This is a genomic window from Mucilaginibacter sp. (assembly GCF_041660805.1).
Classification (GTDB): Bacteria; Bacteroidota; Bacteroidia; order Sphingobacteriales; family Sphingobacteriaceae; genus Mucilaginibacter.
In genome coordinates, this window is record NZ_JBAZVP010000003.1 from 243,729 (window position 1) to 261,571 (window position 17,843).

Annotated in this window: 14 protein-coding genes and 1 pseudogene; all 15 read right to left on the reverse strand. The window is 42.9% G+C overall.

Translation table 11 applies throughout. The annotated features are described in order from the left end of the window. Positions 1-23 precede the first annotated feature (23 nt). The 15 genes and pseudogenes from WC743_RS06480 to WC743_RS06550 all read right to left on the reverse strand — a co-directional run bounded on the left by WC743_RS06480 (position 24) and on the right by WC743_RS06550 (position 17,832). Positions 24-2,288 carry a molybdopterin cofactor-binding domain-containing protein gene (locus WC743_RS06480; RefSeq protein ID WP_373011053.1) on the reverse strand — a complete coding sequence of 755 codons (2,265 nt, stop codon included), beginning with the start codon at positions 2,286-2,288 and terminating at the stop codon, positions 24-26. Between the two features lie 180 nt (positions 2,289-2,468). After that, entirely contained in the window at positions 2,469-2,861 is a 393-nt protein-coding gene (locus WC743_RS06485; protein WP_373011055.1) for a PQQ-dependent sugar dehydrogenase, read from the reverse strand. Positions 2,862-2,889: 28 nt separating this feature from the next. Beyond that, positions 2,890-4,041, reverse strand: a complete 1,152-nt coding sequence (locus tag WC743_RS06490) for a carboxymuconolactone decarboxylase family protein (RefSeq protein ID WP_373011056.1) — start codon at positions 4,039-4,041, stop codon at positions 2,890-2,892. Continuing rightward, the gene (locus WC743_RS06495; protein ID WP_373011058.1) at positions 4,041-4,688 is read right to left on the reverse strand and encodes a flavodoxin; all 648 of its coding nucleotides are present in this window, start codon (positions 4,686-4,688) and stop codon (positions 4,041-4,043) included. The genes WC743_RS06490 and WC743_RS06495 overlap by 1 nt, the downstream gene beginning before the upstream one ends. Before the next feature lie 104 nt (positions 4,689-4,792). Next, on the reverse strand, positions 4,793-5,302 hold the full coding sequence (locus tag WC743_RS06500; RefSeq protein ID WP_373011059.1) for a nuclear transport factor 2 family protein: 510 nt from the start codon (positions 5,300-5,302) through the stop codon (positions 4,793-4,795). A gap of 26 nt (positions 5,303-5,328) precedes the next feature. Further along, positions 5,329-5,781, reverse strand: a complete 453-nt coding sequence (locus WC743_RS06505) for a cupin domain-containing protein (protein WP_373011060.1) — start codon at positions 5,779-5,781, stop codon at positions 5,329-5,331. 470 nt (positions 5,782-6,251) lie between these two features. Next, positions 6,252-6,710 carry a cupin domain-containing protein gene (locus WC743_RS06510; protein WP_373011061.1) on the reverse strand — a complete coding sequence of 153 codons (459 nt, stop codon included), beginning with the start codon at positions 6,708-6,710 and terminating at the stop codon, positions 6,252-6,254. A gap of 11 nt (positions 6,711-6,721) precedes the next feature. Further along, positions 6,722-7,705: an aldo/keto reductase gene (locus tag WC743_RS06515; RefSeq protein WP_373011062.1), complete on the reverse strand. Its 984-nt coding sequence runs from the start codon at positions 7,703-7,705 to the stop codon at positions 6,722-6,724. Positions 7,706-7,712: 7 nt separating this feature from the next. Further along, entirely contained in the window at positions 7,713-8,108 is a 396-nt protein-coding gene (locus WC743_RS06520; RefSeq protein WP_373011063.1) for a cupin domain-containing protein, read from the reverse strand. An 11-nt stretch (positions 8,109-8,119) separates the two neighbouring features. Beyond that, the gene (locus tag WC743_RS06525) at positions 8,120-8,971 is read right to left on the reverse strand and encodes an aldo/keto reductase (protein ID WP_373011064.1); all 852 of its coding nucleotides are present in this window, start codon (positions 8,969-8,971) and stop codon (positions 8,120-8,122) included. A gap of 89 nt (positions 8,972-9,060) precedes the next feature. Then, positions 9,061-9,435: pseudogene (locus WC743_RS06530) on the reverse strand (carboxylesterase family protein); the annotation flags it as partial. Between the two features lie 141 nt (positions 9,436-9,576). Continuing rightward, positions 9,577-11,439 carry a PQQ-binding-like beta-propeller repeat protein gene (locus tag WC743_RS06535; RefSeq protein WP_373011065.1) on the reverse strand — a complete coding sequence of 621 codons (1,863 nt, stop codon included), beginning with the start codon at positions 11,437-11,439 and terminating at the stop codon, positions 9,577-9,579. Between the two features lie 93 nt (positions 11,440-11,532). After that, the gene (locus tag WC743_RS06540) at positions 11,533-13,242 is read right to left on the reverse strand and encodes a RagB/SusD family nutrient uptake outer membrane protein (protein ID WP_373011066.1); all 1,710 of its coding nucleotides are present in this window, start codon (positions 13,240-13,242) and stop codon (positions 11,533-11,535) included. A gap of 18 nt (positions 13,243-13,260) precedes the next feature. Beyond that, positions 13,261-16,527 carry a SusC/RagA family TonB-linked outer membrane protein gene (locus tag WC743_RS06545; RefSeq protein WP_373011067.1) on the reverse strand — a complete coding sequence of 1,089 codons (3,267 nt, stop codon included), beginning with the start codon at positions 16,525-16,527 and terminating at the stop codon, positions 13,261-13,263. 75 nt (positions 16,528-16,602) lie between these two features. Continuing rightward, on the reverse strand, positions 16,603-17,832 hold the full coding sequence (locus WC743_RS06550) for an exo-beta-N-acetylmuramidase NamZ domain-containing protein (protein ID WP_373011068.1): 1,230 nt from the start codon (positions 17,830-17,832) through the stop codon (positions 16,603-16,605). Positions 17,833-17,843: the final 11 nt, after the last annotated feature.

The following is a 17,843-nucleotide window of genomic DNA, read 5'->3' on the forward strand; positions in this document are numbered from 1 at the left end:
ATGGTTGAAAAAAAATCAATGAATTAAACGGCAGGTATCTCAGGCTGCGGTGAAGAATAGGGCTGCTGATAGAAACGCCGGCCGGATGCCTTATACAGCGCGTTAGCCACCGCGCCAAATACAGGGGGAAATGGCGGCTCACCTAATCCGGTAGGATCGATATCATTCTGCACAAAATGGACCTCTACTTTTTTAGGTGCTTCGTTCATACGGATGATCCTGTACTTATGGAAATTATTTTCTTCCACGACACCGTTTTTATGTGTCAATCCGCCATATAAGGAATTTCCAATTCCGTCAACAACCGCACCCTGTACCATATTCGTTGCTGCATCCGGGTTTATAACTATTCCGCAATCGATAGCGCTAAATACTCTTTCAACATAAGGTTGCCCTTCTTTGGTAGTCATATCCACTACATGGGCCGCATAAGAATTATGGCAGAAATAAGCGGCAACGCCACGGCTATATTTTTTCTGCTCCGGGCCATTCCAACCCGATTTTTCTTTAACTAATTTCAACACGCCGGCGTACCTGTCGGCATCATATTCATTGTTTTTACCTACAGGGTTTTCTTTTGCTCTTTTTAACAGCTCCAACCTAAAGTCTATCGGGTCTTTGCCCATTGCTTCAGCTAATTCATCCAGGAAAGATTGTTCAGCGGCCGCATTAAAGTTAGACCTCGGGGCCCTAAACGCACCGATTGTAATATTGGATGGGATCTGCCAGCCTTCCGCAAGGTAATTATCGACCGCACCGGCCGGAAATCTGTTTGCATGAATGGCGTGTTCAGGAATGCCGCCGCCTTTAACGTGAAAGGCGATCAGGTTTTTATTAGCATCCAAAGCCGCCCGGTAGGTAGCCGTGTACATAGGGCGATAAATACCATAGGTCGTATCGTCTTCGCGGCTGTAGATGAGTTTGACAGGTGCCTTTGCTTTTTTAGAGATCAGGGCTGCTTCTAACAGATAATGTCCATAGGCCCTACGACCAAATCCGCCACCCATACGGGTCATTTGAATTTCGATCTTATCGGGAGGAAGTTTTAAAACTTTTGAAAGCGTCGGCTCTGTCCAGCCGGGCGCTTGTAAAGGCCCTACTACTAAAGCTTTTTCATCTGTGACATGGGCAAAGAAATTCATCGGCTCCATGCAGTTATGTGCCAGGAAAGGTGCGTTATAAGTGCGTTCAATGATTTGCGCCGCATTCTTAAACGCAGTTTCAGGGTCGCCGTCTTTCCTTAATTGTTGCGCCGGCTTACTCGCATACTCACGCATCTTTTCAAGCTGTGTGGTGGTATTTTCAAGCTCCCCGGGAACGACAACCTCCCTTTTTCCTCCTCTGCCTCCCATAGTGTCTTTGATATCGCCGGCAGGCATCCATTCCACAATGAGCTTTTTACGGGCATTCATCACTTCCCAGGTGGTTTTGCCAACCACTACCAGCAAGTCATTGAATGTACGTGTGTCAAATCCACCCTGTTCAAATCCGTCTTCGTATAATTTGATACTGAAAACATTTTTGATGCCGGGCATTTTCAAGGCTTCTGACCCATCAAATGATTTAAGTGCCATACCAAAAGCAGGCGGATGCTGGATCATGGCAATCAGCATACCTTCGTGTTTATAATCCAACCCAAACAAAGGCTTGCCGCTTACGATTTTCGCCCCCTCTACATTTTTTTGTGAATGCCTGACAACATTGAAGTTTTTGACATCTTTTAACTTAACGCCTTTTGGCACGGGAATGCCTGCCGCTTTCGATGCAAAGTCGCCATACTTGCCTGTTTTACCGCTTTTTACATGGTAAAGCACTCCAGCCTTAGTTGTCACTTCCTCTACTATAGGTACACTCCAGGTTTGGGCTGCGGCCTGCATTAGCATATTACGGGCTGCTGCTCCGGCTTCGCGAAGGGGCTTCCAATACATCCTCATAGAGTTACTGCCGCCGGTAAACTGAGGTCCTAATTTTGTATTATCGTGCGGGCCCATTTCAACCACTACTTTTTTCCAGTTCACGTCCAGTTCTTCGGCTACCATCATGGGTAGTGAAGTCATTACATTTTGTCCGAACTCCGGGTTAGGGCAAATGATCTTAATGATATTATCGGCAGTTATTTTGATATAACCGGTTAACTCATTCCATTCAGCAGCAGCACCGGCATCAACGCCCCTTTCGACAAGCCCAAGTTTTGCAAGGGCGCTAAATTGGATCATCAGGCCGCCTCCTACAAGTGCAGAAGCTTTTAAAAAGGCACGCCTGTTAAAATTAGTGTTGGTCTTTTCCATTTGATTATTGGTTTACTAATGGTGTTTCTGTCTTTAATATTGGCCATAGAATTTACACACGCCCCCTCTGTATAGAGGTTTGCATAAATTTATAATAGTTTATATAATTATCTTAGATATAATGGTTTATAAATCAAAAGGTACAAAAAATAAATTAATTTTAAATCATAAAAAATCATCTTATTGCCGGTCGATTCGATATAACCTACCGCCATAAGTTATCGCGTATAATGCGTTGTCGGGTCCCTGGGTAATATCCCGAAAACGTTGTCCTTCAGATGCCAACAATCGTTCTTCGCCGGTAATCCGGTTGTTCTCAATAACCAGCCTGATGATATGCATGCCGCTTAGCGCGGCGACGAACAAATTGTTTTCCCATTCGGGAATGCGATTACCCCGGTAAAATGTCATGCCGCTTGGCGAAACCACCGGGTCCCAATAATATACTGGCTGCTCCAAGCCGCTTTGCTGCTGGATTGCATTACCAATTGGCTGTCCACTGTAGTCAATACCGTAAGTAATGACCGGCCAACCATAATTTGCGCCGTGACATATCGGGTTTATTTTTATCATTTGCCAGTGGTCAACTTAAAATCTTTTATCAATTAAATTTAGCATACTCTTCATCCGTCACTCTTTCCATCCACACCACTACACCTTTGCCATTATTTGGCCCCAAAGCGATGTGTGACATAGAACTATCCCGCGATGCGCCATGCCAATGAGCTACATTAGCGGCGCATTTGATGACATCACCCTTGCGGATCAAACGGATAGGCTGGCCTTTTTCCTGGTAATAACCCACACCGTCTGTAATTAACAATATTTGTCCTGAAGGATGCAGGTGCCAGTTTGACCGCGCTTTCGGTGCGAAGGTCACATTGCCAACAGAGGTACTGTTCGCCGTATCCACACTCGTTAGCATACTTACCCAAACATCACCGGTGAAATTACCATTGGAAACCTTGTTTCCTTTTGAGAACGTCGGCTCCGAAACTTTAACCTGCGCTGAAGCGGACGTAAGGACGTTGCCCTTAGCACCATACATGGCGTCTATGAACCGTGTTGCTGAATTACCTGCATCGGGGCTAATCGCTGTCGACAATTGCGCGGCGATTCCTCGCAACTGACCTTCAGTCAGGCCGGTGTTCCGTCCTACACTTAAATGACTGCCCAACTGAGCGTCCGCATTGCCAATAGTTGCTAATATGGAGATAGTTGCTATCTCGCGGCTTTGATAGTCCAGGTTGTTTCTTCCAAAAATGTCAGCGAAAAGGTGTTCCTTTAAAAACGTATCGATTACCGGAACAAAAGCTTGTGTGGAATTGGCCGATCTCCCTGTAAGCTTAGCCTGGACTTCTTTACCAAACTGATACTTATTACCATTGAAGTTTATTTTCGCGGGCTTTTTACCCTCGATATTGATTTTTCCTATTTGTTTTCTATCATTAACAACAGTTTGGAAGGTGCTGATCGCGTTCAAACTTCTCGGGAAACCCGCATAAGCGTATAACTGCACCAAAATTTCTTTAATTTCATTTACGGTAAGGCCTGCTTCCAGGCCTTTGGCTAAAGCAACTTTTAAATTAACCTGATCTCCTTTAGCGGCATATGCTGAAATAGGAACAATGGCTTCTTGCCTGGAAGTTAAAGCTGGTTCACTTGTGTTTTGCTGCTGACCTCGAGCAGTTGACCCCAGGTTTACAGCCAATGCCAGGCATACAGAAACGATCAATTTTGAAGTACTGCTCATTACTTAATGATTTTTAATTTTTTTAACCATGTTTGAATTTCTGTCTGTGCCTGTCTTTCTTTAGCACCTTCCATCACAAAGAGGATACCGTCTCTCTCTATTCCGCCCTTGATGGTAAAACCATCCAACACCGTACTATTTGGGCAAAGTTCTTTTACCGTTTGGAAAGTGCTGCCGATGCCGTAACCGGCATTGGTATTGAAAGGTATGACAGTTTTTCCGCTCAGATCATATTGCTTCAAAAAGCTTTTCATCGGCGGCGGTAACTGCATGCCCCAGGTTGGAAAGCCAACAAATACGATATCATATTTGCCAATACTGTCTATCTTCGTTTTAAGCGGTGGTAAAAACCCTGTTTCATTCTCACGGGCTACCTGAGCAACAATGGCCTGGTAATTCTGGGAATAAGGATTGACAAGTTCTAAAGCCACTAAATCTCCGCCTGCCTGTTTTTGTATGATTTGAGCAACAGCTTTAGTATTATTCGTCCGCGACAAATACACAATCAATACCCTTTTTTTACCGTTGGCAACAGTGTCAGCTGGCCCATCTGTTGAGTTACCAGAAGGCTTTTGAGCCTTTGAACAACCTGCTATGGTACAAAAAGCAATAGTTGCCATTATACAAAGGAGCTGTACTTTATTCATAGCCTTAATTTTATTATTTAACTGGCGCTTCAATGTTTGAGAAACCCAAAACAAATTGTGGCAGGCGCAAAATATCACGACGGTTCATATCTTATAAATTGATATTAATGTTGCGGCTGTGCCGGTTGAGTGCTATTGCTTTTCATTTTAACCGGTCTAAGCAATGTCGAAAAGGTTAAGGAGCCCATCTTCCATTTCCCATTTTCTTTGATATATACCTCGGTTACCATAAAAGCATGGGTAACCTCGTTGCCACCGACTACTGCAAGCAGGTCAATATCATTTAACAGAATGGCGGTATTACCGAAAATGTTTACCGACGCCCCATAAACCTCAGCTTTCTTATACCAGATCATGCCGCCTTTAATGGTATTCAGTTCCTGGGTCTTTCCCCAGCTTCCTCCCATGTGAACAAAAACACAGTTTTCGGCAAACAGTCCATTTAATGACTCTACGTTTTTGTCAGACATCCAGGTCCATTTTGTTTTGGACAGATCCAGGATCTCCTGTTCTTCTTTGGTGGCCGTGGTGGCTGAATTTGGCAATTTTGCCTGGGCATTTGATAACTGCACACCTGTCAAAAGCAGGATTAATGCTGTGAAAATCGTTTTCATTATTTTATGGTTTATTGGTTTATGGATTAATTTTTGCCGTTGAATTGATCATCACTTACTTTTTCGAGCCACTTGGTAGTTCCTTTTAGTGTTGAGTAAGTTGCCATATAAGTAACCATGCTTTCAGAGGATGCGCCGTGCCAGTGTTCCACGCCCGGGAGACATTTAATGATCTCTCCCTTGTTAACAATTTGCCTTGCTTTTCCTCTTTCCTGGTAATAACCTATGCCCTCGGTGATAATAAGAATTTGACAACCCGGGTGCGAATGCCAGTCTAATCTTTTTCCTGGCCCAAAGGACGCAACAGCGATATTAAAGTTAAAAATGCTGTCTTCCTTAAATAGTTCACTGATCAGGTTATTACCGGTATTTCTAACCGATATAGCAACTCCATTTGCTGAATAGGAAGGAATGTTTTGCGCAGATGCACAGCTGAGTGTTGCAACGAATAGTAGAATAGCAAACATTAATTTTTTCATGACTTTTATTTTAGTGTTATGGTCAAAATTTCACAGCAATGCCTTTATTTATCGATACTACGGTGCTAATTAAAGTCTTACATACCCATTTATTTAAAAACTATTGAATACCTCTTTTGAATTGTTCACTTACAGCTATCGTCGTCTAACCTATTTGCACGTTAGTCTTAATTGGCAATTTATACTCATTCAGCAATCTGTTTCTATTAGAAAATGCGCTTTGTTTCTCAGGCAAAGGCACTTACCAATGGTGATCAACCAATCTGTCCATGAGACAGTGTAATGTGGGTATTTTATTCTATTCCAAATTGACCAATAGACGGTTCCTGTAAACTTATAGATGAACGCCGCTTTATTATCTACCGGACTAGTTGCAAACCACTTATCGACTAAAATCAAATGAAGCCGGGTACGATCTTCGAACAGTTTTTTAAAAATTGATTTTAAGAGTTAATACGTTTTGTTAAGAATTATTTAGCGCTGTTATATTCCGCATCAGTCACTCTTTGCAGCCATACTGTTTTGTTCTTTGCGCTATTTGTACTTACCGCCAGATAGGTGAAGGAGCTTTTCGATGACGCGCCGTGCCAGTGTGCAATGCCCGGAACGCATTTTATGATATCTCCTTTATGAACTATCCGGATAGGCTTGCCTTTTTCCTGATAATAACCCGTGCCTTCTGTGATCATCAGGATTTGCCCTGCCGGATGGATGTGCCAATCGAGTTTTGCGCCAGGTGCAAAAGTTGCATTTGCCACAGCGACATCAATCAAGCTGTCCGGCTTATTTAATTCAGTAAGCCAAACCGTTCCGGTATGATTGTTTATAGTAGCAATTTCACCCTTTGGAAATATTGGCGTGTTTTGTGCAGCAGCCCGGATCGTAAGCACGGCAGATAAAACAACGATAACAAGCAGGATTTTTTTCATAATTATTTGATTTAACGGTTAACCATTTTCTGTGCCTGTTCCGAATATCGGTGACCTTGAATTTCGATTTGGGACAAGCCATCACTGATCTCATTCAGATCTTGCGCAGATAGCTGAATATCGGCAGCCCCTGCGTTTTCTTCCAGGCGGTGTAGTTTGGTCGTACCCGGTATCGGAACGATCCATGGCTTTTGTGAAAGCAGCCACGCTAAAGCTATCTGCGCAGGTGTGGCGTTTTTATCAGCCGCAATTTGTTCGATCACATCAACTAATGCCTGATTCGCTTTCCTGTTTTCTTCGGAGAAACGGGGAACAGTATTTCTGAAATCGCTTTTATCAAATGTGGTATTCTCGTTGATAGCGCCGGTTAAAAAACCTTTGCCCAGCGGACTAAACGGCACGAAGCCAATACCCAGTTCTTCCAGAACAGGCAATATTTCCTGTTCGGGCTCTCTCCACCATAATGAGTATTCACTTTGCAAGGCTGCAACTGGCTGTACGCCATGTGCTTTGCGTATCGAGCCAGCGCCGGCTTCCGAAAGGCCGAAGTGTTTGACTTTTCCTTCGCTGATCAGGTCTTTAACAGTTCCGGCGACATCTTCAATCGGGACGTTAGGATCTACACGGTGCTGATAGAACAGGTCAATACGATCTGTTCTTAGACGTTTCAATGCAGCGTCTGCAACTTCACGAATCCGTTCCGGCCGGCTGTCTGCGCCAAGAGGCGGCTTGCCGTCTTTGAAACCGAATTTTGTGGCAATGACCACCTGGTCACGAAACGGCTCCAGGGCTTCGCCTAATAACGCTTCGTTGATAAATGGCCCGTATGCTTCCGCAGTATCAAAAAAGGTGACACCGCGCTCAAACGCCGCCCTAATGAGCTTAATAGCATCCTGTTTTTCTGTTGCCGGGCCGTAACCAAAACTCAGTCCCATACAACCTAAACCAAGTGCGGATACTTCCAGCCCGCTTTTGCCTAATATTCTCTTTTCCATCGTCTACTTAATTATTGTAATCCTCATCAATAACCTGCTCCATCCAATCTACGGGAGAGCCATTCTCTTTTTCCTGAACAGCAATATGGCTCATGGCGGTAGTGGCAGTTGCGCCATGCCAGTGCTTTTCATTCGGTTCAAAATAAACCACATCGCCCGGGAAGATATTTTCTTTAACACCACCCTCCCGCTGAACCCAGCCTGCTCCGGTGGTAACAATGAGCGTTTGACCGAACGGATGTGTATGCCACGCAGTACGGGCACCCGGTTCAAATGTAACCAGCGCCATTGCTACACGTGCAGGTGCAGGCGGTTCGTTCAATGGGTCAATGCGAACAGTGCCTGTAAAATATTCGGCAGGCCCATTTCCTGAAGCTTGGGATCCTATGCGTTTGATTTTCATATTTTTGATGTTTAATTATTTAATTTTCGCTCACCGAGCCATTTTACCATTTTAGGATCGCGGTGATCAAAAAAGCTGCTGGTATTCGTGTCTAAAGTTTTGATGGCTTCCATCTCATCTGTACTCAGTTCAAAATCAAGGCTGTTGAAATTTTCCGCCATACGCTCTTTGCGAACTGATTTAGGAATGGCGATCACGCCTCTTTGCGTTAACCAGCGCAGAACAACCTGTGCAATAGATTTACTGTATTTATCGCCTATAGATTGCAGTAATTCATTTTTAAAAATGTCATTCTTGCCTTCCGCAAATGGCCCCCATGATTCAATCTGCACATTATTCTCCTTAAGGAAATTCTGCGTGTCGTTTTGCTGATGGAAAGGGTGAGTTTCAATCTGATTTACAGCAGGAACGATCTCGTTATGAATGATGAGATCAATCAGCCTGTCGGGTTGGAAATTACTTACCCCAATTGCCCGTACTTTTCCTTCTTTATAAAGTTCTTCCATAGCGCGCCATTCGCCGTATACGTCACCGTATGGCTGATGAATTAGGTAAAGGTCCAGGTAATCCAGTTGAAGTTTTTTTAACGAAGTTTCAAAAGCCTTTTTAGCTCCTTCATAACCATCTGTTTGAATCCACAGCTTAGTGGTGATAAACAAGTCTTCCCTTGCTACACCGCTACGCTTGATCGCTTTGCCTACCGCTTCCTCATTCATATAGGACTGCGCCGTATCGATTAAACGGTACCCGGTTTCAATGGCATCAAATACACTTCTTTCACACTCATCCAGGTCTTTTACCTGGAAAACGCCAAATCCTAAGATTGGCATTTCAACGCCGTTATTTAATTTTATTTTTTGCATAATTTATTTCCCCCAGGTAGTACAAAGGTCGTACCCATAATCCGGGGAAATAGGATATATATTACGGGAATTTATACCATTATTACTGATTAGTGCAGGTTCCCGGACGTGACGGCCTTTTCGATCAAGTCCATTCTTGCCTTTTTAGGGTCCGGTTTACCCACCGCTGAACCGTCGGCTTGAAATTCAATAAGCTCATTCTTTTTAGGATCGTAAACGGGCCAGTTTGGCAAGCCACCACCATTGGGGTTGCCAGTTTTAGCAAAATTTGTCCAATAAGTATTCATGATTTTAGCAACCTCTTTATCTTTAGGTGCTATGGCGGCTCCATTTCTGCTGATAAGGTTATCAAAAACATAGCCTATTTCTGATGCGTGTGCTGCGCCATACCGCATCCACTGCTGCATGGAAGGAGAAACGTAAGAGAAAAGGTAGATGTATGCCGGTGTCTTTTTAGCGGCAAAGGCTCTGGCGGTAAAAGATCCTTAGTATTTGATAAGAACCTGTAACAGGCATTATATTGCTAGCCTACAACATTTATTTTTTCAAAATAATCAATATAAATAAATCGGGCTACCTTGTTAGTGAAACGTAGCCCGATTTATTTACCTGGTTTCTATGCTTTGCAAACTGCTTACCTTACCATCCATCGTGCTTATATAAACCGCACGGTCAGTAGGCAATATGGAATTCATTAAACAGTTTGATACTTTGTACTTCCAGATTACGTCACCACTTTTACGGTCAATTGCGTACGCTATGCCCGAATGAGTTGGAACGTACACTACGCCACGGTGCTCAATTATTGCCGAAGGACAAAGTTCATAAGGCAACTGCAGGGACGATTTCCAGGAAATTTGCATACTATCGGCCTGTGTTGAGATACCTAATAACCGGCCATCCATAATTTTTACATACACTAAAGCACTATCTGTGGATAAGCCCATAGATTCCCTAACCCTTGTACCGCGCATTTTTTCGCGCCATATCACTTTGCCTGTTGCTGCATCCAAAGAAGTCATGTACTGATCTGGAGCGACAATAAATACGCGATTATTGGCAGCTACAGGATAACAGGCGGCAGGCGAAAACATACGGTTGGATGAGCCATTGCTCCACTTCCATACCAGTTTACCGGTGGCGATATCCAGTGCGTAAAAATCATTGGCCCAACAGCCGAAATATATTTTACCCTGGTATATCAAAGGTCTTGTTACTACAAAGCCCTTTACCTGATCAAAATCCCAAACTAATTTGCCGGTAGCTAAATTTAATGCGCGAAAATGCCCGTCAGACGCACCAATATAAACTACATTGTTTTCAATTACCGGTGATGCAATAACCGCTTTCTGTGCAGCGCTTTTCCAGATGAGCTTACCTGTAACCGCCGAAATGCAATAGATATATTTATCTGACGAACCGGCCACAACGTAATTACCGGATACGCATGGGGTAGAATATATTTTACCGCCGGTGGCATATGACCATACACGTTTCCCGGTTTTCTTGTCCAGGGCATATATCAGTCCTTTGGTATCTGTAAGTATAATTTTGTTATTCGCTATGGCCATCCCCGCCCCAATATCGCTCTGATCCTGGTAAGTCCACAAAACTTTTACGCCGCCCCCCTTATTAACTGCATATGAAGGGCGGTAGTAATGCGCAGTATCCTTGTTAAAATGATGATCAAAAAGATCTGTCTCTGCCCATTTCCTCAACGTTTCAACAATTGGTTTACGTTCTTCAAATGTGGCCTTACCGTTTTGAATAGTTACTATGTTATAACCGCCAATACTATCTTTCGCTCTCAGATTTGAACGCCCCATTATACTCGGGATGCCCTCAAAATTAAGCACATGATTATTATGCCCATGACCGCACAATATCATCTGGATGTTTTTTGTTTTCAGTTTATTAATTACGGTATACCAGTTGTTCTGTGACGAATCCTGAGGATAATGGTTCAGGTAAACCACAGGAGTTTCGGGCCGGGTGTGGTTCAGCACAGAGTCAAGCCACACAATATTTTCCCTGGGCACCTGGCCAGGCCCCATACGCATATTAGGCCCTGAACTGGTGCCTGCAAAAAGATACCCGCCATAGTTAAAAGCAAAGGTTTCTGATCCAAAAACTTTCCGGAATGTATTACTCCCGCTCTCTGACCAATTAGAATCATGATTACCGGGAATGATATACCACTTTTTATTTAAGCTGTCCAGAATTTGTTTGGCCAGTTTTAACTCATCATCGGCCCCAAATTCTGTTATATCACCAGTAATTACTACAAACTTTAACTCGGGGTTATTATTAATATCCTTCACTGTTCTGCGAAGATCTTCTGCTGCAGTAGGGTTGCCAATGTTTACATGGGTATCAGAAATAAACGCAAATTTGAAAGTTTGTGCCCGGGCAACCCCTACAGTGAGTAAAAACAATAATAAAAGTGTGCTTAGCCTTTTATGCTTCATAATTTCAGCTTTAGTATAATTTAAAGTAATTGCTGTATTATACAAAACCCTTCCTAAATATCAGGAAGGGTTTTTAATGTTAACGTTTCTTTATTACCATCCGGGGTTTTGCTTCAGATCCACACCCTGATCTTTGTAAAGTTTTATTTGATCTAACGGTAAAGGACTCAAATAAACCTTGGGATCACTAAATATTCGCTGTGTTTCGGCCTTCGTAGCCGGCACTATATATCCCGCCGCTGCATTATTTTGCGTTGCAACTGATAAGGTTTTTGGATAATCGCTTCGGTTTATCCAGGCACCCAAGTTAATATCAGGGTTGCCCTGCGTATCCAGGTATTGATACTTTTTCCATTTTTTAAGGTCGTCATTTCTAAATCCCTCCATCATAAGTTCGGTACGGCGTTCACGGCGTATTTCCCATAATAATGATGGCACTGAAGGATCGCGCTTCGGATCGTCATATACAGCACCGTTTACAGCAGGCTGGCCACCTATTACCTGTAAGTTAGGCATATTAATACCGGTACGCTTCCTGAGCTTATTAACAGAGATATCGAGGTCGCTCTGTGTTAATGTTCCCAGTTCAGCACATGCTTCCGCATAGTTTATCAACACTTCACCATAACGAATTACAGGCGCCTGTGTGTCGTTTAAACTACTATTGCCATTAGTAAGGTCTTTTATATCTTCATTAAAAAACTTCAGCACCGCATAGCCCGAAGATGAATAATTTGACACGACACCGTTTAGCCTGATTGCCGGGACAAAGGTTGCATTAATACGGGGATCCCTGTCTGTCATTACATTGCTGATAATTTTATCCCCATGATATAATGGCGACAAGCCTATAGGCAAGCCGTCTTTGCATAAATATGATTCAACAGCATTTTTTGAAGCACCTGTTTGCGGTTCCTTATTTACATAACTTTGTAAACTGTGTGTAAGCAAACCTGTTTGATATTTTCTGTACAGAATTATTTCGGGATTGGTTGAAAGGTCAAGCGAATTGAATAATTTTCGATAATCAGGCGCAACGGAATAACCACCTTTCGTGATCACCTCATTGGCTGCCATTTTCGCGGCTGCCAGGTACTCCGTAGCTTTTGCAACATTATTGGCCTGATATTTTTCCCAGTTGCCCTCAAAAAGGAACACCCTTGACATAAATGCCAGCACAACATATTTGTTTACTACAAGGCCTTGTGGCCCGGTGGCAGCATCAGAAGCCCTAACGTTTGCAACCGCATAGTTAAAATCAGCAAGCACACTATCCATTACCATGGCGCGCGGATCACGGGGGCGGTAAAGTTCCTGACTGTCTGTTTCCTTTAAAACTTTGCCATACCATGGAAAATCGCCGAAAGCCTTAACCTTATTTGCATATTCTAATGCACGGAAAAAACGGACTACTCCTGTCCAATGCTTTTTAGCTTCATCAGACATGGGTACAATTTTAATACGGTCAATATACAAATTCGCTTTACGGATATTTGTAAATGACCAACCACCGCCGCTTGCGGGCACATTCTTAACAAATGTAGTTGGCGTAGTTGGCGCAAAATCGTCGTTCAGGCTTTCACCAGAAAAATATCCGCCCCAACTCAGGTCAAAACCAGAGGCATAACCCGGAAAATAGGTTGGATAAAACCCATAGGCAAAAGTTCTTACATTACCCTCGCTGGTCCAGTAAGTATCATCAGTAAATTGATCAAGGGGTTGTTTGGTCAAAAAATCATCGGCCTTTTTACAGCCCCAAGAAATAAGGACCAAACCGAGCATTAAATATTTTAGCGTTTTCATAATTTCTTCTTTAAATAGTTAAAACGTAACCTGTAATCCTAAGGAATATGTTTTTCGGTACGGATAAACACGTCCGAAACCGGCGCGGTCATTATCAATCTGGGTTTGTGAAAAATCAGTTTCCGGGTCAATCGGGATGTTTCCTAAATGGTCAAAAGTCAAGATATTCTCACCGCTGAAAAACACCCGTAGCTTTTCAATGCCTAATCTCCTGGTAACGCTTTTAGATAATGAGTAACCGAAATTTAAATTCTTTAAACGCAGATAAGCCATATTTAGCAAATACCGGGTTTGCGGTTGAAAATCCCACCTGTCAATAGTTGCACCATAATCTGTTGGCCTTGGATAAAAGGCACCTGGGTTTGCTTCTGTCCAATAATTCATCTGGTTAGCATACCAACCCTCAGCTCCTCTAAATCCTGGAAATACAACAGGACCACTTGCCCATAACTCACGTTTACCTACACCCTGAAAGTATACATTAAGGTCAAAACCTTTCCAGTCGCCTCCTAACCTTAAGCCATATTGGTAGCGTGGGGTTGAGTTACCGATAACTTTTTTATCGCCATGGTCATCAACAGTGTTACTACCAGAGTAAACTGTTCCGTCGCCATTCAGGTCCTTATACTTAACATCGCCCGGGCCGAAATAGAACGAACCGCTTTCCAGTTGGCTTTGTGACGGAACGCCTTGCGCATAAACATAATGTCCGGCAGCGTTTTTACCGGAAAAATCACTTTCAGTAAATAGGCGGTCAGTAACATAACCCCATATCTCACCCAGCTTCATGCCTTCATAATAATTTGAATTTAATGCTGCTATTGGTGCGGGCAGGGCCTTGGTGGTATTGGCAAATTTGGTAATAGTTTCCTGCGCGTCAGACAAGGTTGCAGTGGCACTAAAATGAAAACCACCACTAAAAGTATGATTATAATCTATTGCCAGTTCCCAGCCTTTACCCTGTAATTCGCCATAGTTACGAACCGGCGAAGAAGCGCCAAATGAATTTGGCAGCGTTACTCCGGGGCTGATCATATTGCTGGTGGTCCTGCTATACACATCAAATGTTAACCCAAGCTCATCATTTAAAAAGCGTGCGTCCAAACCAAGATCAGCTGTCTTAATGGTTTCCCAGGTAAGCACCGGAGAAAGCGGAGTTGGCGTAGTCAGGGAAACAGCATTTCCGGTTGGAAGTAACCATCCTGAATTTTGAGCTGACAATAATGAAAGGAACCTGTTATTACCCACCGCCTGGTTACCCACCGAGCCGTAAGACCCCCTTATTTTCAAGAATGAAAGGAAACTCTTACTCCAGTCCATATATGACTCTTTAGTAAGCACATAACCTGCAGATGCCGATGGAAAGAAACCATATAAATTATTAACAGGGAAACGCGATGAACCATCAACACGACCGTTTATTTCTAAAAGGTATTTATCCTTATACGCATAGTTAATACGTCCAAAATATCCTAATGTTGAGTAGTGTCCATCAGCAGAGCTTGCAAACTGATCACCTGTAGCCAGGTTAACTTCGCCAAAATTAGGATCAAGTAAACTCCTTCTTTCAGATGATTGACTGGTGTATTCGTTAAGCTCTAAATCAGTACCTACAATAGCTTTAAAAGAATGATCACCAATAGTTTTATTATAGGTTGCAAATAATTTACCGGTATTAACTGTATTCCAGTAAGAGTAATACCTCGCCTTATTGTAAGAGGCGCTTTGATAAGGGGTATAGTTAAGTGCCGTACCATTAAACGACCAGAAATCATAAGCAGATGTGTTGCCGCCTGTTTGATGAAGGTGCTCATTTGTACCCGAATAAGTATAATCTGCATCAACTGTAAGACCCGGAATTATTTTAATGGTACCCCCTACTGATATTCTTGACAGATTATTTTTATCCTTATCCATTTTTGCCTGCTGAACTTCGGTTACTGCGCTCCGGAATGGCAATCCGTTATAAGTACCATAAGGATAATTAGCCGGCCAACGGTATAAATAATAATATGGCCCATATTGCGAACCTGAAAATATGAAAGGAGTAGATGTTTGTGTATTAGAGAATATGACCTTAGCGCGTGCATCAAGCCATTTTGTTGGGCTTGCCCCTACACCTAATGAGAAATTGTACCGGTCAAATTCATCGGGATTTACCTTTAATACGCCTGTTTGGCTCAGATAACCCAATCCTAAATTGTAGTTTATTTTTTCACTGCCGCCACTTATACCAACATTGTGCGTTTGTTGAGGGGTCCAGTCTTTTAAATACAATTTACCGGCATCCCATGACCGGTAAAAGAATAATTTGCCGCCAATGATGTCAAAATCGCGGCCCTGTACCATTTCAGGACTTAATTTTTGACCACCGTACTGTGTTTCCCAATCGCGCATTTTTTGTATAGATGCAGCATCAACAGAGTAACCAATAATGCTATAGCTGGCTGTATTTGGGTTAAAGCGCTGCAGGGCCAGTAATGACGCCTGTGAGTTATCTGCTGCGGATGCCAATTCTATTTGATTTGTTGGGGACGACCAGGCAAAATTGTTAGAATAAGTTATCCGGTTAGTCCCATTCCGCTTACCTGTTTTAGTTGTAATTAATATTACACCGAAAGCCGCCCTGGTACCGTATATAGAAGCTGAAGCGGCATCTTTCAACACCGATATGGATTCTATATCATCGGGGTTAATTAATTGCAGGCTTGGTATCTCTACGTTGTCTACAAGTATTAAAGGTGCAGCCCCGGCCGCTCCTGTATTTATTGAACCTACCAACCCACGCAGCCTTATTTTAGGATCGGTGCCCAAATCGCCGGTAGCGGTAGTGATGGTTAAACCGGGTACAACACCCTGCAGGCCACGGGCCACATCCGTAATAGGGCGTGACTGTAAAACTTTGGTATCAACTGTAGAAACCGCACCTGTTAAATTTGCACGCTTCTGCGTTCCGTAACCAACCACAACCACTTCGTTTAATGATTTGGTGTCTGCACCGAGCTTAACATCAATAGTGGTGAGATTTTTTATAGTTACTTCCTGTGTGGCAAAGCTTAAAAAGCTAAATACCAACACCTGGCCATTGCTGGCTTTAATTGAATACGAACCATTAAGATCCGTAGTAACCCCATTGGGGGTTCCTTTAATTTTAATTGAAACTCCGGGCAGTGCATTTCCGTCATCTGCAGAAGTTACTTTTCCGGTAATTGTTTTTTGCTGGGCCATAGCCTGTACCGACAAAAACAACAGGGCCAGAAGCAGTTTAAGTAGCTTTTTTTCCATGAATTGTTGATTAGTGTTCTGTTTGAACCTCTTTGTGATGAGATATGAATAGTTTATTAGTTTGCTGATATGAGATCAGGGATATAGCAGGTATTGCCGGCGCATCTTTTTAAACTGCGTAAGTTTAGGCTCCCAACTCTTCCTTATTTCCTTTTCGGTTTTGCCGGCAATAATTTGCTCTTTCAGCTCCGTTATTCCGGCCAGCTTGTCGAAATTCCCGATCTGCTTGCTCTGTTTAAAATCAAAAAAACGTTCTTTATAAGGGTAGGCTTTATACATTTCAATAAGCCAGCTAAGATTGATGCGTTTGCTTTTGATTAATTTTTTGGTATCGTAATTTCTAAGATCGAGGCCATAACAAGCCACATTTTCAAATAAGGGTGTTTCGCTCATTCCTTTAATACCTGTTGGCGTAAAAGAAAACTCATATTTGCCCTTCAAATCAGGGTTGCCAAGTACACAGAAAGGAAAATAAGTTCCGCGGCCCTGGCTTATAATGGTACCTTCAAACAGGCACAGTGAAGGATATAATAAAATAGATTGCTGGGTATTTAAATTTGGAGAAGGGTGTACTGGCAGTGTATAAAGCATACTGTGCTTATAATTGGCAATCGGAATAATTTTTAGCCGGCATTTTATGCCTCCGGCCAGCCAGCCTTCGCCATTGATCATACGGGCATATTCACCTACCGTCATGCCGTGAGCAATAGGTACGGGATGGAAACCTATGCCCGACTTTAATTTCATATCAAGCACCGGACCATCAACCATATAACCGTTTGGATTTGGCCTGTCAAGGATCAATAACTCTTTATCATTTTCTGCGCAAGCTTCCATAACACGGTGCAATGTTGCCAGATAAGTATAATACCTTGCCCCTACATCCTGAAGATCATATATCATCAAATCGATATCAGAAAGATCTTTTGCACCTGGTTTGCCGGTTTTACCATATAAGGATACCACCTGTATACCGGTTTTGGGATCAACACTATCATCAACGTGTGCGCCGTTGCTGGCATCACCCCTAAAACCATGCTCCGGCCCAAATATCTTTACAATATTTACGCCTAAAGATTTAAGGCTGTCAACACTGGCTTTACCGGCAATTTGTGATGAAGGGTTAACCACCATGCCAATTCTTTTCCCGTTTAAATAAGGCAGATATTTTTCAGTTTGATCTGCCCCGGTAACTAATGTCTTTTTAGCTTTCGGAGATAAATTAGGTGCATAGTGGGGCTGACATTGAACCTTTCCCCATCCGGTAAGTATCAACATCAATAAGGCAGGTATTGCTATTTTCATATGATAAAGTA